Source organism: Pseudomonas sp. PDM02, assembly GCF_014852285.1.
Lineage (GTDB): Bacteria > Pseudomonadota > Gammaproteobacteria > Pseudomonadales > Pseudomonadaceae > Aquipseudomonas > Aquipseudomonas migulae.
In genome coordinates this window covers 112,707-133,648 of record NZ_JACVBL010000018.1, presented here as the reverse complement: position 1 = coordinate 133,648, position 20,942 = coordinate 112,707, and the positions used below count along the sequence as shown (strand labels likewise).

The following is a 20,942-nucleotide window of genomic DNA, read 5'->3' as shown; positions in this document are numbered from 1 at the left end:
AAACCGCACATGTGCAGTTTCCACGGTGGGACGATAAATGGCCAAGGCACGCACGCATCAGCCGAACACTCTATTTTTGGCTGCGCAGGATTAACGAAACATTACACTGCACAGTGTAGTTTCTAGGTTGCATCAAAGCTGATCACAAGTAAACTGCCAAGTGTAATTCTTAATTTCTTCTGCCGAAGCGTACTTATGACAGCTCCACAGCGCCTGACCGACCGAAAACGCGAAGCGATCATTCAAGCGGCGATTGCCGAATTCCGGGCCAACGGTTTCGACATCACCAGCATGGACAAGATCGCCGCCACCGCTGGCGTGTCGAAGCGCACGGTGTACAACCACTTCCCCAGCAAGGAAGAGTTGTTCGCCGAAATTCTCAATCAATTATGGGCCAGGGTGACGGCCGAACAGGAAACGGCCTACCGCCCTGACTTGCCGCTGCGCGACCAGATGCGCCGCATGCTGATGGCAAAATTGCAGATGCTGGGCGATGACAATTTTCTCGACCTGGCGCGGGTCGCCATCGCAGCCACCATTCATTCCCCCGAGCGCGCGCAGAACATGGTCGAGAGAATGGGCAAGCGCGAAGAAGGCCTGACCGTATGGATTCGCGCCGCTCAGGCCGATGGGCGATTGAAGCCGGTCGACCCGGAGTTTGCCGCTCAACAGGTTCAGGGAATGCTCAAATCCTTTGCATTCTGGCCGCAGATTTCCATGGGGCTACCCGGCCTGTCGCCTGAAATGCAGACCACCGTCGTGGACTCTGCGCTGGACATGTTCCTCGCCTGCTACCAGCTCTGAATCAAGCGCCTACAAGCATTACAGCAATTTCAACGCCCGCCCCAATTCATCGAACAACGTCACCACCGAGCGCAACGCACGACAGTCCGGGCGGGTCAGCAACCACAGCGCGGTGTCGTAACCATGCAACGGTTCGCTCAACGGTTGCAGCCCGTCATCGATCAGAAAGTCCGGCAATGCCGCAACACCCAACCCGGCCCTCACCAGTTCGGTTACCGACAACATGCTGTTGCAACGATAACCCGGTGTGACGCCGGGCAATTGCTGACGACGCCACGCGACGGTGGGGTGATCGGGAAGGAAGTCGTCCGGGGCGATCCATGTCAGCGCGGCCAAGTCTTCGGCATCGACCGATTTCAGATACGCCGTGCTCGCACAGACGCGATACGACACCTGCGCCAGACATCGGCCCACCAAGTGTTCCGGCGGATTCCGGGTCAGGCGCAAGGCGATGTCCGCGTCCCGCCGGCTGAGATTGGCGAAGTCGTTGGACGTGCTCAACTCGATCGTCAGCGCCGGATAGCCGGGCATGAACTGCGCCAGTGCCGGCAGCAACAAGCCTTGTAAAACCGAATCGGTGCAGGTCAGGCGCACGGTGCCGCTGATGACTTCACCGCCCTGCTCCACGCCAATGCGCGCAGCCTCCAGCGCTTGCTCGGCGCGCTCAGCCTGTTCGGCCAAGGTCTGCGCAAGACTGGTGGGCAAGTAGCCGGCGCGGCTTTTTTCGAACAGTTGCTGGCCCAGTGCGGCTTCCAGTCGGCGCACGGCGCGGAACACGGTCGAAACGTCGACCTTCAGCAGTGCCGAAGCCCGGGCCAGCGAGCCGCCGCGCACGAGGGCGAGGATCAGGGACAGGTCGGGGTAGTCCAGTCGATAGTGCGTCGCTGCATTGATCACTTGGGATAACGCCAATATTGAGTGCGTGAACGCCAATCTATAGTGGGCCCCAGGAATCAACAAGCGTCGAGAGCCCTCATGGAAAACAGCGCCATCCACATCGCCCTGATCGGCGATTACGACCCGCAAGTCACCGCCCACCAGGCGATTCCCGTCGCCCTCGGCATTGCTGCCGAACACGCCGGACTGGACGTGCAGTTCCAGTGGCTGGCCACCGACGGCATCAACGACGACAAGCCGCTGCAAGACTTCGACGGCTTTTGGTGCGTGCCCGCCAGCCCTTACCGCAATGAAGACGGTGCGCTGCGAGCGATTCGCTTTGCCCGCGAACAACAGCGACCTTTCCTCGGTACGTGTGGCGGTTTTCAGCACGCGGTACTCGAATACGCCCGCAACGTTCTGGGATGGGGAGATGCCGAGCACGGCGAGACATCACCCGATGCCACGCGAGCGTTGCTCACGCCGCTGACGTGCTCGCTAGTGGAAGCCATCGACAGCATTCATCTGGTTGAAGGCTCGTTGATCGCCAAGGCGTACGAAAGCACGGTGATTCGTGAAGGCTATCGCTGCCGTTATGGTGTGAATCCGCAGTTTGAGCGGGATTTGCTAAGCCAGGAATTATCCGCAGTGGGGCACGATTCGACGGGGGATTTGCGAGCGGTGGAATTACGCGGGCATCCGTTTTTTGTCGCCACGTTGTTTCAACCTGAACGTGCCGCGCTCAAAGGAATTGTGCCGCCGCTGGTGAGTGCATTGATCGACGCGTGTGTGAGGCAGAAATCATGATTGCCCAGACACCGGAACCGCCCTACTACGCGGTGATTTTTACTTCGCTGCGCACCGACGGCGATCAGGGTTACGCCGAGGCTGCCGAGCGCATGGTTGAGCTGGCGCGTGAGCAGCCGGGGTTTCTCGGTGTGGAGTCGGCGCGGGGTGAGGATGGGCTCGGGATTACGGTTTCCTATTGGGCCAGTGAGGCGGCGATTGTGGCGTGGAAACATCATCCCGAGCACAGCGCGATTCGTGAGCGTGGGCGCTCGACCTGGTATGCGGCGTGCAGTACGCGGGTGTGCAGGGTTGAGCGGGCCTATGAGTTCAAGCTGTAAATCATGCGGTGTTTTTTAGGCCGCCATCGCCGGCAAGCCGGTCTCGCTCCCACAGGGGATAGGTGTCGTACACAAAACCAGTGTGGGAGCGAGCCTGCTCGCGATGGGGCCATCAAAAACACCACAAAAATTCAGCCCCGCACCAAACTCCGCACCGCCGAAATCTCCGGCACTTCCCGCCGATTCATATACACCCGCAACGGCTCGGTAATGTTGATCCGGTCGTCGATGTTCTGGTCCAGCAACAACTGAATCAACTCGCGCTTCAGCGTCATGACCTGCTCCGGCCCCGACGCCCAGACGAATTCACTCACAGGAATGATGCCGTCATCCGCCACGTCCATGCCGAAGGAGTCTTCGCTGAAACGCACGATGTATTGGCCGGTTTTGCGATTGAGACCGACGAAGCCTTTGAGTTGGTCGGCGGCCTGGCAGATGAGTTCGGAAGTGATGCGCATATAAACCTCACACAAGTGATCGATGGTTTACACGCAGGGCAAGATGAAGGGCGTTCCCTCTGCCGGGGAAGCTGCCGGGGCCAAGAGTACTGCAAAGAACCGCACAAATGCGCTGAAAAAATCCGCTTTAAACACGTTTATGTCGGTCTCGCGATAGCGCAAGCGGCGCTCAGTTGTTAAAAGGGACGTCTTTGAAAACACTCTGCGAAAGGATCTCGACCATGCCTGTAACTTTCACCAAGAGCGCCCTGCTGCTGAGCATGCTGCTCGGTCTCGGCCAGGCGCAGGCCGCCAGCGAGCCAAGCCCAACTTCACTGGCCACCCATGCAGGCATTCCGCACCCGGCGGTGATTGCCCACCGTGGCGCGTCCTTCGATGCACCGGAATCCACCGCCGCCGCCTACAAACTGGCGCGCGACCTGGGTGCCGATTACCTCGAACTCGACCTGCAACGCAGCAAGGACGGCGTGCTGTTTGCCCTGCACGACAACAACCTGCAACGCACCACCGACGTCGCCAGCAAATTCCCTGAGCGCAAGGACAGCCCGGCCAACGCGTTCACCATCGCCGAGCTGAAAACCCTCGACGCCGGCAGCTGGTTCAACACGGCTTATCCGGATCGTGCGCGCCCGTCTTTTGCCGGTCTGAAAATCCTGACCCTCGACGAAATCATCGACATCGCCCAAGGCAATCCGCTGCACAAGCCCGGCCTGTACATCGAAACCAAGGAGCCGAAGCAATTCCCCGGCCTCGAGCGTGACCTCAAGGATAAATTGCAGGATCGCGGATGGTTGAGCCCAGCGGGTTCGAAACTGGCGAAAAGCGAACTCGCCGTCGGCCAGGGCAAAGGTAAGGTGGTGCTGCAAACCTTCGAGAAGAGCAGCCTCGAACTGCTGGAAAAGGAAATGCCGCAGGTGCCGAAGATCCTGCTGTTGTGGGTCGGCGAAGGCAGCATCGAGCCCAAGTCCAAGGTGACGTTCGCCGAGTCCGGCGACAAGGACAAAGCCACGTACTACGCCAAACAGGAACCGAAGGACAAAGCCGAATTCCAGCAATGGGTCGAGTACGCCAAGGCTCAAGGCGCGATCGGCACCGGCCCTTCTGCCGCACTGACCAAGGGTGGCGATCAGAGCTACTCGGACCTGGTAAAACCATGGATGAACCAGTACACCCACGATCAGGGTTTGCTGGTGCACGTCTACACCATCGATGATGCGGTGGATTACCAGAAGGTCATGGACGCCGGGGTTGATGGCATCTTCACCAACCGCGCCAGCGAGTTGTTGAAGTTCTACAAACGTCCGGCGGCGGGTACGGTTGCGCAGTTGTTGCAGAACAACGGGTATTGATCCGCGGCAACAAATGCACCGTGTTGAATTCTTCGCGGGCAAGCCTCGCTCCTACAGGTTTCTCAGACTCCTGTAGGAGCGAGGCTTGCCCGCGAAGCTTTTACAAACGACACGTTATGGGAATTAAGGGTGAATTAAGTTGCCCCGGTTAATCTGGCGCCACTTAAACAGCTCACCAAGGAAAGAACCTCATGAAGACTTTGACTGCCCTGTTCACCGCTGCCGCCCTGACCCTCACCGCTGGCCTGGCTCAAGCTGATGTTCGCGTCGACCAGATCCCTGAGCTGGTCAAGAGCGGCAAGATCAAGCCGCTGGAAGAAATGAATCAGGCTGCCCTGAAACTGCATCCAGGTGCGACGATTACCGACACCGACTTGGACAACCACTTCAACGGCTACGAGTACGAAGTTGAACTGCGCACTGCTGATGGCAAGGAGTTTGACGTGGACTTCGACGCCACCACCGGTAAAGTCCTGAGCAACAAACAAGACACCTGATTCATGTCACATAAGAAAGCCGCACGATTTTCGGATCGTGCGGCTTTTTTGCGTCTGTATCCAACCGATACAAGCGCTCTCTCGCCACGAAAAACCGTCACAAAAACGTCATCACGCCTTGCGATGATGCGGCTCAAGTGAACCTGTGAAACCCGTGACAGGCCGCCTCCTCACAGCGAGACCTCATGAACCACAGCATCGACCAAAGCCATCGCGACCCGGACCTGTTCGGTCTGCTGTACGGTTTCAGTTTTCGTCCCGGTGAACGCGGTCGGGAAATCGATTCGGCCATGGCGTTGCGGTCCCTGCAACAACCGGACGACAGCGACGAATTTCTCTGGCTGCACCTGAACCTCGCTCATGCCGCGTGCGAGCGCTGGATGAAAAGTCATCTGGAATTGCCTGACGAGTTTTTCGAAGCCTTGCATGAAGGCTCACGTTCGACGCGCATCGAGCATGTCGATTCGGCGTTGCTGGCGGTGGTCAACGACGTGGTGTTCAACCTCAGCAGCATGGTCTCCTCGGATGTGTCGACGCTGTGGGTCTGCGCGCGCAGTCGGCTGATCATCAGCGCGCGCCTGCAACCGCTGCACTCGGTGGACAAGTTGCGCTCCTCGGTGAAGGCCGGTGAGCGCTTTCGCTCGCCGCTGGAATTGCTCGTGCATTTGCTGCGCGACCAGGGCGAAGTACTGACGCAGATCGTGCGCAAGACCAGCCTCAGTGTCGATCAGATCGAAGATGAATTGCTGTCCTCGCGGCTGTCGACCAACCGCGCAGAGCTGGGCGCCAATCGCCGGGTGCTGGTGCGCTTGCAACGGCTGCTGGCGCTGGAGCCGGGCTCGTTGCTGCGCCTGCTCAATCGCCCACCGCAATGGTTGCAGAAGGAAGACGTGAAGGAGCTGCGCAAATCCACCGAGGAGTTTGCGCTGATCATCAACGACCTCACGGCGCTGGGTGAACGGATCAAGCTGTTGCAGGAAGAGATTGCCGCCAACCTCAACGAGCAAAGCAACCGCACGCTGTTCACCTTGACCGTGGTCACAGTGTTGGCCTTGCCGATCAACATCATTGCCGGTTTTTTTGGCATGAACGTGGGGGGCGTGCCGCTATCGCAGGACCCGGAGGGGTTCTGGATCCTGGTGGCCTTGGTCGCGACGTTTACGGTGATTGCAGGGCGTTGGGCATTTCGCAAACGCCAGGATTATTAAGCGAACACATTCCTCTGTAGGAGCGAGGCTTGCCCGCGAATGGAACACCTCGGTTTAACTGAATGACCGCGTTATCGTTCTTCGCGGGCAAGCCTCGCTCCTACAGGGACGGTGTCAAGTTCGGATCGGTGGTATCGGCAAAAAACCCAAACACTGACCCAACGCAGCCTCCCTGTAATATTTAGCAACGATCATGACCGACACACTTCCCTCCTCAGGATTGTCCGGCATGGCTACTCCTTCCTACACCGCCGCCCAGGCGCCCGCCAGCAGCGCCAGACCGCAGCTCGACAAGAAACCCGGCCTGTTCACCCTGGTGATTTTCTTCGGCGTGCTGGCCAGTGGGCTGCTGTTCACCGCGTACAGCCTGATGCACGACATGAGCGAACTCGGCACGGTGGTCACCACCTGGACGCCGTTTCTGTTGCTGGGCGTGGCGCTGCTGATCGCGCTGGGCTTTGAGTTCGTCAACGGTTTCCACGACACCGCCAACGCGGTGGCCACGGTGATTTACACCAACTCGATGCCGCCGAATTTCGCGGTGGCCTGGTCCGGGTTCTTCAACTTCCTGGGGGTGTTGCTGTCCAGCGGCGCGGTGGCGTTCGGCATCATCGCCCTGCTGCCGGTAGAGCTGATTCTGCAAGTCGGTTCGTCCGCCGGGTTCGCGATGATTTTCGCCCTGCTGATCGCCGCGATTCTGTGGAACCTCGGCACCTGGTGGCTGGGCTTGCCGGCGTCGTCGTCGCACACGCTGATCGGTTCAATCATCGGTGTCGGCGTGGCCAATGCCCTGATGCATGGCCGCGATGGCACCAGCGGCGTGGACTGGGCGCAGGCCACCAAGATCGGTTATGCGCTGTTGCTCTCGCCGCTGGTCGGCTTTGGTTTTGCCGCGCTGCTGCTGCTGGCCTTGCGCGCCTTCGTCAAGAATCGTGCGCTGTACAAGGCGCCAAAAGGCAACACGCCGCCACCGTGGTGGATTCGCGGCATGCTGATCGTGACCTGCACCGGCGTGTCGTTTGCCCACGGTTCCAACGATGGCCAAAAAGGCATGGGCCTGATCATGCTGATTCTGGTCGGCACGCTGCCAATGGCTTATGCGCTGAACCGCACCATGCCGGCCGATCAGGCTTTGCAGTTCGCCGCCGTCGCCGAAGTCACCCAGCAAGCGCTGGTGAAAAACTCGCCGCTGCCGGCACCGGCCGACCCGCGTGCGGTGTTGTCCGACTACGTGCGCAGCAAGGAGGCCGTGCCGCAACTGATCCCGGCACTCGCCGCGCTCACCGGCCGTATCGGCGCCGAGGTCAAGGGTTACGGCTCGTTGTCCAAAGTGCCCGCCGAAGCCGTGGGTAACGTGCGTAACGACATGTATCTGGCCAGCGAAACCATTCGCCTGATGGACAAGAACAAGGTCGGCAACTTCGACGCCGACACCAGCGGCAAGCTGCAACTGTTCAAGCAGCAGATCGACAATTCGACGCGGTTTATTCCGCTGTGGGTGAAAATCGCGGTGGCGATTGCGCTGGGCCTGGGCACCATGGTCGGCTGGAAACGCATCGTGGTGACGGTCGGTGAAAAGATCGGCAAGTCCCACCTGACCTACGCGCAAGGCGCCTCGGCGGAAACCGTGGCCATGCTGACCATCGGTGCTGCGGACATGTTCGGGCTGCCGGTGTCGACCACCCACGTGTTGTCTTCAGGGGTGGCCGGGACCATGGTCGCCAACGGCGGCGGCTTGCAGATGAAGACCATCCGCAATCTGCTGATGGCGTGGGTGTTGACCTTGCCAGCGGCGATTGTGCTGTCGGGCAGTTTGTACTGGTTGTTCACCCAAATCTTCTAGTTTCAACACTCCCCTCTGTAGGAGCGAGGCTTGCCCGCGAAGGCGGTGTGTCAGTCGACAACATTTGTTGAATGACACACCGCCTTCGCGGGCAAGCCTCGCTCCTACAGGGGGATTTTTTTCGTCTGGAGAATGCTTTTCGTCGCAAATTCAGGGGATTGCGCTTTTATTGATCCTCCGCCCACCGGATTGCACTTCAGTTTGCTAACGTGTGGCCGACTCTTAAGAGACTCGATGTATTCAGGAGAGGAACCGTGAATCTGTACATCAATCAGCTTCAACACAAAGCTGACTTCAAAGAAGCCATCTATGGCGGCGACATCTTCCTGAACACACAACTGCGCGCCGCCAAAGAGCTGTGCGCGTTCGCCCAGGAAAGCATCACCGCTGCCTTCGACGGCGAGACCAACCACCAGGCGCTGCACACGCTGATGCCGGTGGAAGAGTTCGTCGTACTGGTGACGCGCCTCAAGGGCCAGTTCACCAACAGCCTGCGTGCCAAAGAACTGATTCGCAGCTTCACCGAAGAGATCGGTGCCGCCCCCGAAGAATTCATCTTCGACGTACCGCGCATCCGCGTCGTGCCCAACTACGACTACCTGCATGCGGGCGTCAGCTATGCCTACAAGCCGCATCGCGATACCTGGTACGGCGGCGTAGATTGCCAGATCAACACCTGGATGCCGGTCTACACGATCCAGCCTGACCAGACCATGATGATCAACCCGGCCTACTTCGATGCCCCGGTGAAAAACACCTCGGCGCAATGGAGCCTGTCGGACTGGATTGGCGTACAACGTCAACGCGCCAAGGACAACGTCAAGGAAGAGGCACGCCAGCACCCGGTGCCCACCGAAGCGATCAACACCGCGTCCGAAATTCGCATCGCCGGCAACACCGCCGAGATGCTGGTTTTCTCGGGCTCACACCTGCACGGCACGGTGCCCAACTACACGCAACAAACCCGTTTCAGCGTGGATTTCCGCCTGATGCACCTCGACGACCTCAAGCACAAGCGCGGCGCGATCAACGTCGACAGCGCCTGCCCTGACGTCGGCGCAGGTTTCAAAGACTATTTCCACGCCCACGACTTTTCTAATTTCCAAGGAATCGAAGCATGACCAAGCGTCGCATCACGCCTGCCGAGGCCCAGTACAACGAAACCCGTGCCAACGTTCTGAAACGGGTCGATGCCGAGTACGTGGCCGACGCACCGTTCGTCTTCGCCAACCGCATCGGCGTGACCGCTGCACTGTCGCGTATGGAACTGTTCAAGAAAGTCGCTGAAGTACCGGGCGCGATCATCGAGTGCGGCGTGTACAAGGGCAACTCGCTGATGCTGTACATGCACTTGTCGATGATCCTGGAACCGTACGCGATCAACCGTTCGATCGTGGGCTTCGACACCTTCGAAGGCTTCCAGAGCATCGACAAGAAAGAAGACCCGGCCGACGTCAACGAGACCATGTTCGCCGACACCGACCAGTCGCTGATCCAGGACATGATCGACGCCAACGACCTGCTGCGCCCGGTCAACCGCATCCCGCGTTGCGAACTGGTCAAGGGCGACATCGTCAAGACCGTACCGGAGTGGGTCAAGACCCGTCCGGACCTGGTCGTGGCCATGCTGATCCTCGACACCGACCTGTACGAATCGACCAAAGTCGCGCTGGAAACCTTCCTGCCGTACATGCCAAAAGGCGCCATCGTGGTGCTGGACGAAGTCGCTTACCGCAACTTCCCGGGCGAAACCAAGGCCCTGCGTGAAGTGCTGGATCTGAACAAGATCGAGCTCAAGCGTCTGCCGTTCGATAGCTGCGTAGGCTACTTCCACGTCTAACGCTCCCTTGTAGGAGCCAGCTTGCTGGCTCCTACAGGGTTTGTTTTCAGGTTTCGCAAGACTCGCGCATCACCATTCGTTCGCGCACTACGTCATACACCCAGTGGTAAACGTAGGTGTACGGCAGGAAAAACAGCAACACCCCGATATCCAGCAAGAACGCCTGCCACAGGCTGACGTTGAGCCACCAGGCAATCAGCGGCACACCGACCGCCACCAACCCGCCTTCAAACAGCAACGCATGAACGACTCGCGTCCAGGCGTTGTGCGCAATCTCGAATCGCGTCAGCACGCGGTCAAAAATCCCGTTGAAAATCACGTTCCAGGCCAGGGCCAGTGCCGCAATGACAACGGTGACGACGCCCATGTCGAGCATCGGCTTGTCCATGATCCACGCCAGCAACGGGGTGCAGATCACGATGGCCAGCAGTTCAAAGCCGATGGCCTGGAAAATACGTTCAGTGATGGATTTGTTGGCGTTCATGAGCAGAACTCCCTGAGTGACTGTGGTTGCCATGATCCATCCTCACGCCGATACTTCATAACCAATAACCATCGATCAAGGCGATAGTTCATGGCCTCTCAAGAAGTGTTGCAAGCGTTTGTGCAAGCGGCGACCCAAGGCTCGTTTTCCGCGGCGGCGCGCAAACTGGGGCGCAGTCAGTCGACCATCAGTGCTGCGGTGGCAAGCCTGGAGATCGATCTGAATCTGGTGTTGTTCGACCGCAGCAGCCGCAAGCCCACACTGACGCCGGCCGGGCACGTGATGCTGCAACGGGCCGAGGAAATCCTCGCGGCCACCAGCCGCCTGGAAATGACCGCCAGCCAACTCTCTCAGGGTGTCGAGCCGAAGCTGACCGTGGCGATTTCCGACACCTATCAGTCCGACCGTTTCGAAGCGGCGCTCAGTGCGTTCGAGCAGCGTTACCCGGACCTGGAACTCGAATGCCTGATCGCCGAATGCGATGACCTGGTGGCGCTGGTGCAAAGCGGTCGGGCGCATGTGGCGTTCGCCGAGCAGCAGGACAGTTACCCGCCGGACCTGGTCAGTTCGACGGTGCAGGAGCGAACGGAAATCGCTTTGTTCGTGTCCCGTGAGCATCCGTTGGCGACCCTGACAGGAATCGATCAGGAGCTGTTGCAGCAGCATCGGGAGCTGCGTCTGGCGACCATCGTCAATCCGTATGAAAGCCGGGCGAAGGGACGCGTGTGGTCGGCACCGAGCTATTTGATGCTGCTGGAAATGGCTCAGGGTGGATTCGGTTGGGCGCCGTTGCCGCGATGGCTGGTGGGGCGGTTTGATGCCGGGACGTTGCAGGAGTTGAACGTGCGAGGGTGGCCGAAGCCGCTGTTCGTCGATGCGCTGTGGTCGCGGCTGCATCCGCCGGGGCCGGCGGGGAGTTGGTTGTTGGGCAAGATGTTGGAATGAAGGTCCTGCGGACCTTATCGCCAGCAAGCCGGCTCCTACAGGGATGGGTGGCGTCCGCAAATTTTGTGACCGACGCGATCTACTGTAGGAGCCGGCTTGCTGGCGATGGGACCCGCCAAATCACCTCATTCCAACGCCTTGATCCGAGCCTCGATAAACCGCCGCTCCGGCACCTGCCGCGTCAATTCCAACGCCCGCTCATACGCCGCCCGCGCCTCGTCCACCCTGCCCAACTGCCGACAAAACTCCGCCCGCGCCGAATGCGCCAGGTGGTAATCCAGCAATTCGCCGCGATTCAGAATCCCTTCAACCAACGTCAACCCCGCCAACGGTCCATCCCGTTTAGCGATCGCCGCCGCGCGATTCAGCTCAATCACCGGCGAAGGCACCGCCGCCAACAGCACATCATACAAACCCGCAATCTGCGCCCAGTCCGTCTCCCCCGCCGTCGGCGCTTCGGCATGCACCGCCGCAATCGCCGCTTGCAGGCAGTAAGGCCCGAATCGCCGCGAGGTCAACGCCCGCGCAATCAGCGCGCACCCTTCGGCAATCAACCCGGCATCCCACAGCGTACGGTCCTGCTCATCCAGCACAATCAGCTCGCCACTCGCCGACGTTCGCGCCGGGCGTCGTGACTCATGCAACAGCATCAGCGCCAGCAGGCCCATCACTTCGGGTTCGGGCAGCAATTCCATGACCAATCGGCCGAGCCGGATGGCCTCGCGGGTCAGATCCTCGCGAGTCAGTTCAGCACCGATGGACGCCGAGTAACCTTCGTTGAACACCAGGTAAATCACCCGCAGCACGCTGTCGAGACGCTCGGGCAATTCCGCCAGGGTCGGCACCTGATAAGGGATTTTCGCGTCGCGGATTTTCGCCTTGGCGCGCACGATGCGCTGGGCAATGGTGGCCGGTGCCGAGAGAAACGCCCGGGCGATTTCTTCGGTGGTCAGGTCGCAGACTTCGCGCAACGTCAGCGGCACTTGAGCATCCGCCGCGAGTGCCGGGTGACAACAGGTGAAGATCAAACGCAGGCGATCGTCTTCCACGTCTTCGTCACTCCAGTCGGCCTGCTCCAGCGCTTCCAGTTGCGCGATCAGCATCGGCCGGGACGCGGCAAAGCGCGCGCGCCGACGCAAGCCGTCGATGGCCTTGAAGCGTCCGGTGGACACCAGCCAGGCACGCGGATTGTCCGGCACACCGTCACGCTGCCAACGCTCGACCGCGATGAAAAAAGCCTCGTGCAGGGCCTCCTCGGCCAGATCGAAATCACCGAGCAAACGGATCAGGGTCGCGAGGATTCGCCGCGAGTCTTCGCGGTAAACCTGCTCGACCCGAGCCTTGACCGACACGTCAGCCATCAGTGCCGATGGCCTTCAATCACCCACATCACCACGCAAACCTCCTTATCAGGGATTCAATTGACGAACCGGTCGCACCTCGACACAGCCGACCCGGGCCGCCGGAATGTTGCCGGCAACCTGGAGAGCTTCATTGAGGTCCTTGGCGTCGATCAGGTAGAAGCCGGCCAACTGCTCCTTGGTTTCGGCGAACGGGCCGTCGGTGATCGACACTTTGCCGTTGCGCATGCGCACGGTGGTCGCGGTCTGCACCGACTCCAGCGCTTCGGCGGCGAGCATGCGGCCGCTGCCCTGGATCGATTCGGCGTAGGCCATGCACTCGGCGTCATTGGGACTTTCGGGCAGCGAGTGCAACTCCTGTTCGTTGCTGTAGACCAGGCATAAATACTTCATGGGGCTCTCCGGATCGAACTGATCAACTATGGCTGCAGTTTGGCGCGTGGGGGGCACTTCCCGACGATCAGGGCTGCAGACCGAACAGCGCGGTGCCGCTCGTCATGTCGAACGGTGCCGACCAGTGTTCGTGGACGATGCGCCATTGCCCGGCCTCGCGCCGATAGCAGCCGGTCACGCGCATCCAGCAGGCCTGGGTTTCACCCTTCTCGTTGGTGCCGCCGCAATGGGCCAGCCAATGGGCGAAGGCGATGTGTTCGTCGGCCACGATGTTCATCTGGTCAAAATCAAAGGTGTGCGGGCCCTGGCACATTTCCATGCATTCCAGCCAATGCGCGCGGTAGGCCGCCTTGCCGCGAAATTGCAGGGCCTTGACCGCGTCATAGGAGACGATGTCCTCGGCATACAACGCCATGATTTTCTCGAGATCCTTGGTGATGACCGCCTGACGATAACTGTCGATCAGGGCCTGGATTTCGTGGGTAGCGTTCATGGTGGTTCTCCGTGTTTTTTGTTGTGAAGACACCCTTAGTCGTCCGGCAAGACGCCAGATCGACAGTCAAATTAAAAATAATCCATGGGCGCAAACTCGCTAGAATCCGAGGCTCATTTCTGTTGGAAAAAGGACACTCCAGTGACAACCCGACTCGTGCCTTACGAAAGCCTGAACGCGAAGCAGCGCCAGGAGGTGGAGGCCATCGAAGTTCATCAGGAACAGATCAAGTTCTCCGGTGACATCCACGGTGCATTGCACACCCTGCTGTCCAAACCCGGCCCCGGCGTCAAAGGATTTGCCCTGCTGGTCGAGAATGTCCCGGTGGCTTTCCTGCTGCTCAAACGCCCGCCAGTGCTGCCGGCCTGGGCCGACGAACACAGCGCCACCCTGCATGCGTTGCAAGTCGATCAGCGTCAACAGGGCAAAGGTTATGGCAAGGCCTGCCTGCAAGCCTTACCGGAGGTCGCGCGTCAGGCGTTTCCGGAAATACGGGGGCTGGAGTTGTCGGTGGATGCGGACAACGAAGCAGCCATCGCGCTGTATGCAAAATTCGGCTGGGTCGACAGCGGCGAGGCCTACAAGGGCCGGATCGGTTACGAACGGCGGATGGGGCTGATTTTCTGAGGTGGTTATGCTCGACAGCATCGAAGCACTGGAAGCAATTTACGGCCAACCCCACGAACGCGCGGTGCGCAAGCAAATCGCCTTTCTGAACGAGGATTATCAAGCGATGGTTCGCGCCTCGCCGCTGGTGATCATCAGCTCGGTCGGCCCCGACGGCCTGGACGGCTCGCCGCGCGGAGACACACCGGGTTTCGTGCGAATCATCGATGAGCGCACCCTGGCGATCCCGGATCGCCCGGGCAACAACCGCATCGACACGCTACGCAATGTGGTGTTCGATCCGCGGGTGTCGCTGTTGTTCATCATCCCGGGGATCGGCGAAACCTTGCGGGTCAACGGCGCAGCGCAGATCAGCAATGAGCCGGCCTTGCTGGAAAGCTTCGCGGTCAACGGCAAATCGGCGCGCACGGTGATGCTGGTGACGGTGGAGGCGGCGTTTTTTCACTGCTCGAAAGCGATTGTGCGTTCGGATTTGTGGAACCCCGAGAAGCACCTGGATCGCTCGGCGCTGCCGACGGCGGGGGCGTTTCACAAGCGGTTGAATGATGGGCAGTTTGATGCTGAGACGTATGACCGGGAAGCGCCGGTGAGGGTGCGGGACAGTCTTTATTAGATCGATGTGGCGACTTTTGGATTGCCTTCGCGGGCAAGCCTCGCTCCTACAGGTTCATGGTGAATTCAGGAGCACACCAAACCTGTAGGAGCGAGGCTTGCCCGCGAAAGCATTTCACACCACACCGCATCAATCAGAGCGCCAACACCATCTCATGCCACGCCATTCCGCCATGGTCCGATGCGGAAGGTTTGATGTAGGCAAATCCGAACCCGGCGTACAGCGGAATGTGCCGCTCCTTGCACATCAGGTTGATGCTGGTCTTGCCCAGCGCACGCATGCGCTCGATGAACTCGCCCATCAGACGTTTCGCCAAGCCCTGCCCCTGATAATCCGGATGCACCACCACCGACATGATCACCACGTGCGGGCCGGCCGGGTCGTGGCCGATCAGTTCCTTGAACGCTTCGTCCGACATTTCCACCTGAAACGCAGCACCGGAGTTGATGAAACCGGCTACAACGCCGTCCACTTCGGCGACGATAAAACCTTCAGGCCAGGTGGCGATGCGCGTGGCGATTTTTTCTCGGGTGGCAGCTTCGTCACCTTCGTAGGCAACGGTTTCGATGGCGTAGCAGCGGTCCAGGTCAGCGGGGGTGACGTGGCGGATGACGGTGTTCATGGCGGCTCGGAATCAGCGGAGAAAGGCTGGGGATCATAAATCAGCCTGGGCATGACATCGAGAGGCGCATCGTTGATCCGCCTCCCGACGTACACTTCACGCTTTGATCGGCACCCAGATTTCCAGTTTTCCGGTGTTGAGCTTCGGGTTGAAGTCTTCGCTGTAGCGCTCATATTCCGGAGCATCCAACACTTCATGCCCGGACTGCGGTTGCCAGGTGCCGAAGATGTGCTGAAACAGCTGCGGCAATGCATCCAGCGGCCCTTTATGCTCGAACACCGCGTACAGCTGAGGCTGGACTTCTACCCAGCGGTACTGATCCGGCAAGTCGTCGAGCTTGCTGATCTCGACGCCGGCGATGTAGTCGAAGCCGCCCTTGCCATCGAAATTGCAACACACGCCGTAGGTCACTTCGCCCTTCTGGCCCGGAACGTTTCCGATGTGCGGAATGAATTTTTCCCAGAGCGCTGGAATGCCCTGGGTGGTTTGCTGAGTAAACCGTCCACCAAGCCCCGCAATGAGCAGGAAGTGCCCATGTTCGAAGCGTGGACCCGGGATTTCGACGCTATTTTTATCATCCATGACTCGGCTCCTGGTACAAAAAGTGGGTTCGGCTAGGAGTATAGAAGCCAAACCCGATTCGCCCAATTACAGCGTATGCAATGCCTCGACCGCGCCAGCGCCAATAAACTCGTTGTACCCCGATAGGATCACGTACACCGCGAAATAGCAGAAGATCGCCGCCGATGCCATGTACGAATAACGCAACAGCTTGTCGCCCAGCAACTTGCCGCCATGGCTCGCGGCGAAGCACAGGCCTGCCGACCACAACAGTCCGGCACAGAGAAATCCGCCGAGGAACAATGCCGAGCTGAGCGCCCCGCCACCGCCAGACCGCGCGATCAGCGTGCCGCCCACCGCTGCGAACCAGAGAATGGCGCTGGGTGACGACATGGCCAGGAAGATCCCGCGAAAGAACTCCTTGCGGTGCGAGTTGTGGCCCACGTCGGCGGTCTCGGCCAACAGCGCCTCATGGTGGATCGCCGAATAGATCATCTTCGCCGCGAAATAGATCAGCAACGCCGAACCACCAATCCACAACACCCAGCGCACGGTTTCGTATTGCAGCAAAACGGTCATGCCGGCCAAGGCCAGCACGGCGTAGATCAGGTCGCCGACACAGGTGCCCAACCCCAGCGCAAAGCCTTGAAAATAGCCGCGCTGCATGGCCAGCGTGATCATCGCGATGTTGGCTACGCCGATGTCCAGGCACAGAGAAAGGCTCAGCAGAAAGCCGCTGCTAAATTCCATCGACCGATTTCCTTCGGAAAAAAATTATTTACGTGGAGGCTGGACAGTCTGCCACAGCTGCCCTTACATTCCGCCACAGGTCACCGCAGTGACCAGCGTCGCTCGGACGGTTCCGGGCGCTTACGTTATCCGAGGCAACAATGGCCGAACAAGGTTCGCCGCGCCGCTTTGCGCGCATAGATCGACTCCCCCCTTACGTATTCAACATCACCGCCGAGCTGAAGATGGCCGCCCGTCGTCGTGGCGAAGACATCATCGACTTGAGCATGGGCAATCCCGACGGCCCGACGCCGCCGCACATTGTCGAAAAACTCGTCACCGTCGCCCAGCGCGAAGACACCCACGGTTATTCCACGTCCAAGGGCATTCCGCGTCTGCGCCGGGCAATTTCCAACTGGTACAAGGAACGCTACGAGGTCGACATCGACCCGGAAAGCGAAGCCATCGTGACCATCGGTTCCAAGGAAGGCCTGGCGCACTTGATGCTCGCCACCCTAGACCAGGGCGACACCGTGCTGGTGCCGAACCCGAGCTACCCGATTCACATCTACGGTGCCGTGATTGCCGGCGCCCAGGTGCGTTCGGTGCCGCTGATTCCGGGCGTGGACTTCTTCGCCGAACTGGAACGGGCGATTCGCGGCTCGATTCCGAAACCGAAGATGATGATTCTCGGCTTCCCGTCCAACCCCACCGCGCAGTGCGTGGAGCTGGATTTCTTCGAACGGGTGATCGCCCTCGCCAAACAGTACGACGTACTGGTCGTGCATGACCTGGCCTACGCCGACATCGTCTACGACGGCTGGAAAGCCCCGTCGATCATGCAAGTGCCGGGCGCCAAGGACATTGCGGTGGAGTTTTTCACCCTGTCCAAGAGCTACAACATGGCAGGCTGGCGCATCGGTTTCATGGTCGGCAACCCGGAACTGGTCAACGCCCTGGCGCGGATCAAGAGCTACCACGACTACGGCACCTTCACACCGCTGCAAGTCGCGGCGATTGCGGCGCTGGAAGGCGATCAGCAGTGCGTGAAAGACATCGCCGAGCAGTATCGGCAGCGGCGCAACGTGCTGGTCAAAGGCCTGCATGAACTGGGCTGGATGGTCGAGAATCCGAAAGCGTCGATGTATGTCTGGGCGAAGATTCCCGAAGCGTATGCGCACCTTGGCTCGCTGGAATTCGCCAAGAAACTGCTCGCCGAAGCCAAGGTCTGCGTCTCGCCGGGTGTCGGGTTCGGGGAATATGGGGATGATCATGTGCGCTTCGCGCTGATCGAAAACCAGGACCGGATTCGTCAGGCCGTGCGCGGGATTCGCGGGATGTTCAGGGCGGATGGGCTGGTAAGCAAAACCACCGGCTAGAGAAACAATCTCGGGAGCGGCCACGTCCGTGTCCGCTCCCGATTCGATTCAATTGTCTTCAGGCGTTATTGGAAAAAACCTGTCCCTGAAAGCAAACGGCTAGCCGACAACCGTAAAGGTCCGCAATTCTGTCCACTCCGAATCGACGCCCTCCACGTTTTGTCTAGCCTTGACTTGGTATTCCTCTTTTTCCCACGGAGAAGGTGAAGTCACTTGCCATTGACCTGAAGACAGCACGACAGCCGTACCCAGCAACTTTCCGTCATGTAGCACAACAGTTACCTTCCCCCCGACGGTCGCCGTCCCAATAAACGTTGGTCTTAGACTTTCCTCAGCACCTTCAACAGGAAGGATAATCTCGAGTTTCTCAAAAATAGGCGTGCTCATAGCAGTCTGCTCCTCATCCATGATTCAACGATCAAACAGGAACCCGTGACTGGCGCTCCTTTCAAGAAGGGATGTTCGACGTGTCTATGCGGGGCGTCTACCTGTGAGAAATGACAGTTCCGACAAGCGGTTGCGTCATCGGTACCCAAAAAATGTGGCTTGTCGCAGATTCCTGCCCATAAAAAAACCGCATAAATGCGGTTTTTTGTTATCGGTAATGATCGAAACCAGCGTCTACGGAGGTTCGACAATCCATGTAGGAGCCGGCTTGCTGGCGAAGCAGGCGACTCGGTTTAACTTCTTGACCGAGTCGATGCTATCGCCAGCAAGCCGGCTCCTACACAAGCGTTGCGGTGTTGCTTAGACGAACAACGACAGCAGCAGGATAAAGCCCAGGCCAACCACGGACAGGATGGTTTCCATCGCCGTCCAGGTCTTGAAGGTTTCCGCTACGGTCATGTTGAAGTACTGCTTCACCAGCCAGAAACCCGCGTCGTTGACGTGAGACAGGATCAACGAACCGGCGCCGGTCGCCAGCACCAGCAGCTCACGGTTCACACCCGGAATCATCCCCACCACCGGCACCACGATGCCTGCGCCAGTAATGGTCGCCACGGTCGCCGAACCGGTCGCGATACGGATCACCGCCGCCACCAGCCACGCCAGCAGGATCGGCGAGATTTGCGCAGCCACCGCCATGTTGCCGATGACATTACCCACGCCGCTGGTCACCAGCATCTGCTTGAAGCCACCACCGGCACCGATGATCAGGATGATCGCGGCGGTTGGCGCGAGGCTCGCATCCAGCCATTTGAGCATCTGGTTGGAGCCAATGCCCTGCTTGTAACCGAAGGTGTACAGCGACAGCAGCAACGCCAGCAGCAGGGCCGAGATCGGGTGACCGATCAGGTCCATGAAGGTGCGGAAGAAGTTGCCGTCCGGCAGCACTACGTCGGCAAAGGTCTTGAGCAGCATCAGGAACACCGGCGACAGCACGGTGATCAAGGTGATGGAGAAGCTCGGGAGATCGGCAGAATCGTTCTCACGCGCCAGTTGATCCACCAGCTCCTGGTTGGGATGGCCGGGAATGTATTTGGCGATGAAGGTGCCGTAGATCGGGCCGGCGATGATGGCCGTCGGCAGCGCAACGATCAGGCCGTAAAGAATGGTCTTGCCGATGTCGGCACCGAACACGCCGATGGCCAGCAACGGACCCGGGTGCGGCGGAACGAGCCCGTGCACGGCAGACAGACCGGCCAGCAGCGGGATACCGATCTTGATGATCGACACGCCGGTACGCCGGGCGACGATGAACACCAGCGGGATCAGCAGCACAAAACCGATTTCGAAGAACAGCGGAATGCCGACCAGGAACGCGGCGAACATCATTGCCCACTGCACTTTGTCCTTGCCGAACGCGCGAATCAGCGTCTGGGCAATCTGATCCGCCCCGCCCGACTCGGCCATCATTTTGCCGAGCATCGTGCCCAGCGCGAGGATGATGCCGACGAAACCGAGCACGCCACCGAAGCCGTCCTGGAACGCCTTGATGATGGTGCCGATCGGCATGCCGGAAGTCAGCCCGAGAAAGGCTGCCGCAATGATCAGGGCAATGAACGGGTGAAATTTGAACTTGGTGATCAAGACGATAAGCCCGATCACCGTGACCACTGCATCGAGCAGCAGGAACGTCTCGTGGGACATGCCAAACATTAGGGGTGTCTCCTGGTTGTTGTTGTTATTAAAACGGGTAATTCGAAAGCCATAAGGACAGCGCTATCTCTTCAAGCAAAATTTAACCGGCGCGTTTCAAGCCGTGTTCCAGCCACCAGGCGTGGGCTTGCTTCGCCAACTGGTCGACGCTGTGGTTCGAGGCGTCGAGGGCCAGGGTCAGCGGCTCGCCAACCGGGGATTCAAGGGTGGCGAACTGGCTGTCGATCAGGGTCGACGGCATGAAATGGCCCGGCCGATGGGAGACACGATCGGCCGCCACTTCAGGCGTGAGCTCAAGGAACACAAAGCCCAGGCCCGGCAAGGCGCTGCGCAAAACTTCGCGGTAACTGTGTTTGAGGGCCGAGCAGGTCAACACCGGGCGCTGGCCCGTGGCATCAACGCGGCGCAGTTCATCGCACAGGCTGTCGAGCCAGCCGGCACGGTCGTCGTCGTTCAGGGGGATACCCGCGCTCATCTTTTCGATATTGGCGGCAGGGTGGAAAGTATCGCCTTCAATGGCAGTCGCGCCGCTGAGCTGGCACAAGGCTTCGCTGACGCAGGTCTTGCCGCAACCGGCAACGCCCATGATGACCAGGGCGGTGATGGGATGATTCATGTAACACCTCAGCGCGC

Annotated in this window: 25 protein-coding genes; 13 read left to right on the top strand and 12 right to left on the bottom strand. The window is 59.6% G+C overall.

Going from position 1 to position 20,942, the window contains the following annotated elements; genetic code table 11:
* Nucleotides 1-195 precede the first annotated feature (195 nt).
* Nucleotides 196-804 (top strand): TetR/AcrR family transcriptional regulator, encoded by a 609-nt coding sequence (locus IB245_RS26415; protein WP_192229149.1) that lies wholly within the window; start codon nt 196-198, stop codon nt 802-804.
* Between the two features lie 18 nt (nt 805-822).
* Here IB245_RS26415 and IB245_RS26410 read toward each other — a convergent pair whose 3' ends face one another.
* Nucleotides 823-1,764 (bottom strand): LysR family transcriptional regulator, encoded by a 942-nt coding sequence (locus IB245_RS26410; protein ID WP_192229148.1) that lies wholly within the window; start codon nt 1,762-1,764, stop codon nt 823-825.
* A gap of 15 nt (nt 1,765-1,779) precedes the next feature.
* Between IB245_RS26410 and IB245_RS26405 the strand changes: the two genes are divergently transcribed.
* Nucleotides 1,780-2,487 carry a CTP synthase gene (locus IB245_RS26405; RefSeq protein WP_192229147.1) on the top strand — a complete coding sequence of 236 codons (708 nt, stop codon included), beginning with the start codon at nt 1,780-1,782 and terminating at the stop codon, nt 2,485-2,487.
* Nucleotides 2,484-2,807, top strand: a complete 324-nt coding sequence (locus IB245_RS26400) for an antibiotic biosynthesis monooxygenase family protein (protein ID WP_192229146.1) — start codon at nt 2,484-2,486, stop codon at nt 2,805-2,807. The genes IB245_RS26405 and IB245_RS26400 overlap by 4 nt, the downstream gene beginning before the upstream one ends.
* A gap of 131 nt (nt 2,808-2,938) precedes the next feature.
* Here the strand turns inward: IB245_RS26400 and IB245_RS26395 are convergent, their stop codons facing one another.
* Nucleotides 2,939-3,265 carry a DUF2025 family protein gene (locus tag IB245_RS26395; RefSeq protein WP_008032544.1) on the bottom strand — a complete coding sequence of 109 codons (327 nt, stop codon included), beginning with the start codon at nt 3,263-3,265 and terminating at the stop codon, nt 2,939-2,941.
* A gap of 221 nt (nt 3,266-3,486) precedes the next feature.
* On the opposite strand from IB245_RS26395, the gene IB245_RS26390 reads away from it, so the two are divergent.
* The 6 genes from IB245_RS26390 (at nt 3,487) to IB245_RS26365 (ending at nt 10,002) form a co-directional block, all read left to right on the top strand.
* Nucleotides 3,487-4,614, top strand: coding sequence for a glycerophosphodiester phosphodiesterase (locus IB245_RS26390; protein ID WP_008038520.1), 1,128 nt, complete (start codon nt 3,487-3,489; stop codon nt 4,612-4,614).
* A 191-nt stretch (nt 4,615-4,805) separates the two neighbouring features.
* Nucleotides 4,806-5,111: a PepSY domain-containing protein gene (locus IB245_RS26385; RefSeq protein WP_046045471.1), complete on the top strand. Its 306-nt coding sequence runs from the start codon at nt 4,806-4,808 to the stop codon at nt 5,109-5,111.
* A gap of 185 nt (nt 5,112-5,296) precedes the next feature.
* Nucleotides 5,297-6,319, top strand: coding sequence for a transporter (locus IB245_RS26380; RefSeq protein ID WP_192229145.1), 1,023 nt, complete (start codon nt 5,297-5,299; stop codon nt 6,317-6,319).
* A gap of 229 nt (nt 6,320-6,548) precedes the next feature.
* Complete coding sequence (locus IB245_RS26375) at nt 6,549-8,162, top strand: inorganic phosphate transporter (protein WP_192229144.1); 1,614 nt, start codon at nt 6,549-6,551, stop codon at nt 8,160-8,162.
* A 254-nt stretch (nt 8,163-8,416) separates the two neighbouring features.
* Nucleotides 8,417-9,283 carry a hypothetical protein gene (locus IB245_RS26370; RefSeq protein WP_008038531.1) on the top strand — a complete coding sequence of 289 codons (867 nt, stop codon included), beginning with the start codon at nt 8,417-8,419 and terminating at the stop codon, nt 9,281-9,283.
* A complete protein-coding gene (locus IB245_RS26365; RefSeq protein WP_008038533.1) occupies nt 9,280-10,002 on the top strand; it encodes a TylF/MycF/NovP-related O-methyltransferase in 723 nt (240 codons plus the stop codon). The genes IB245_RS26370 and IB245_RS26365 overlap by 4 nt, the downstream gene beginning before the upstream one ends.
* 46 nt (nt 10,003-10,048) lie before the next feature.
* Here IB245_RS26365 and IB245_RS26360 read toward each other — a convergent pair whose 3' ends face one another.
* The gene (locus tag IB245_RS26360) at nt 10,049-10,486 is read right to left on the bottom strand and encodes a multidrug/biocide efflux PACE transporter (protein WP_192229143.1); all 438 of its coding nucleotides are present in this window, start codon (nt 10,484-10,486) and stop codon (nt 10,049-10,051) included.
* 90 nt (nt 10,487-10,576) lie between these two features.
* On the opposite strand from IB245_RS26360, the gene IB245_RS26355 reads away from it, so the two are divergent.
* Nucleotides 10,577-11,431: a LysR family transcriptional regulator gene (locus IB245_RS26355; protein ID WP_008032563.1), complete on the top strand. Its 855-nt coding sequence runs from the start codon at nt 10,577-10,579 to the stop codon at nt 11,429-11,431.
* A 125-nt stretch (nt 11,432-11,556) separates the two neighbouring features.
* Here IB245_RS26355 and IB245_RS26350 read toward each other — a convergent pair whose 3' ends face one another.
* The 3 genes from IB245_RS26350 to IB245_RS26340 all read right to left on the bottom strand — a co-directional run bounded on the left by IB245_RS26350 (nt 11,557) and on the right by IB245_RS26340 (nt 13,678).
* A complete protein-coding gene (locus IB245_RS26350; RefSeq protein ID WP_192229142.1) occupies nt 11,557-12,792 on the bottom strand; it encodes an RNA polymerase sigma factor in 1,236 nt (411 codons plus the stop codon).
* A gap of 48 nt (nt 12,793-12,840) precedes the next feature.
* Nucleotides 12,841-13,185 (bottom strand): YciI family protein, encoded by a 345-nt coding sequence (locus tag IB245_RS26345; protein ID WP_008032567.1) that lies wholly within the window; start codon nt 13,183-13,185, stop codon nt 12,841-12,843.
* A gap of 67 nt (nt 13,186-13,252) precedes the next feature.
* A complete protein-coding gene (locus tag IB245_RS26340; protein WP_008038540.1) occupies nt 13,253-13,678 on the bottom strand; it encodes a YybH family protein in 426 nt (141 codons plus the stop codon).
* Between the two features lie 141 nt (nt 13,679-13,819).
* On the opposite strand from IB245_RS26340, the gene IB245_RS26335 reads away from it, so the two are divergent.
* Complete coding sequence (locus tag IB245_RS26335) at nt 13,820-14,305, top strand: GNAT family N-acetyltransferase (protein ID WP_192229141.1); 486 nt, start codon at nt 13,820-13,822, stop codon at nt 14,303-14,305.
* 7 nt (nt 14,306-14,312) lie between these two features.
* Complete coding sequence (locus tag IB245_RS26330) at nt 14,313-14,918, top strand: pyridoxamine 5'-phosphate oxidase family protein (protein ID WP_192229140.1); 606 nt, start codon at nt 14,313-14,315, stop codon at nt 14,916-14,918.
* Nucleotides 14,919-15,051: 133 nt separating this feature from the next.
* Here IB245_RS26330 and IB245_RS26325 read toward each other — a convergent pair whose 3' ends face one another.
* From IB245_RS26325 to IB245_RS26315, 3 genes are all read right to left on the bottom strand, one after another.
* Entirely contained in the window at nt 15,052-15,540 is a 489-nt protein-coding gene (locus IB245_RS26325; protein WP_192229139.1) for a GNAT family N-acetyltransferase, read from the bottom strand.
* A gap of 96 nt (nt 15,541-15,636) precedes the next feature.
* On the bottom strand, nt 15,637-16,122 hold the full coding sequence (locus IB245_RS26320; protein ID WP_192229138.1) for a GyrI-like domain-containing protein: 486 nt from the start codon (nt 16,120-16,122) through the stop codon (nt 15,637-15,639).
* Nucleotides 16,123-16,188: 66 nt separating this feature from the next.
* Nucleotides 16,189-16,851, bottom strand: coding sequence for a LysE family translocator (locus tag IB245_RS26315; protein WP_192229137.1), 663 nt, complete (start codon nt 16,849-16,851; stop codon nt 16,189-16,191).
* Between the two features lie 140 nt (nt 16,852-16,991).
* On the opposite strand from IB245_RS26315, the gene alaC reads away from it, so the two are divergent.
* Nucleotides 16,992-18,209: an alanine transaminase gene (alaC, locus tag IB245_RS26310; protein ID WP_008038550.1), complete on the top strand. Its 1,218-nt coding sequence runs from the start codon at nt 16,992-16,994 to the stop codon at nt 18,207-18,209.
* Between the two features lie 99 nt (nt 18,210-18,308).
* Here alaC and IB245_RS26305 read toward each other — a convergent pair whose 3' ends face one another.
* The 3 genes from IB245_RS26305 to IB245_RS26295 all read right to left on the bottom strand — a co-directional run bounded on the left by IB245_RS26305 (nt 18,309) and on the right by IB245_RS26295 (nt 20,925).
* Nucleotides 18,309-18,596, bottom strand: a complete 288-nt coding sequence (locus IB245_RS26305; protein WP_192229136.1) for an Ig-like domain-containing protein — start codon at nt 18,594-18,596, stop codon at nt 18,309-18,311.
* Nucleotides 18,597-18,956: 360 nt separating this feature from the next.
* Nucleotides 18,957-20,309, bottom strand: coding sequence for a GntP family permease (locus IB245_RS26300; RefSeq protein ID WP_008038555.1), 1,353 nt, complete (start codon nt 20,307-20,309; stop codon nt 18,957-18,959).
* 82 nt (nt 20,310-20,391) lie between these two features.
* Nucleotides 20,392-20,925, bottom strand: a complete 534-nt coding sequence (locus IB245_RS26295) for a gluconokinase (RefSeq protein ID WP_192229135.1) — start codon at nt 20,923-20,925, stop codon at nt 20,392-20,394.
* Between the last annotated feature and the right edge of the window lie 17 nt (nt 20,926-20,942).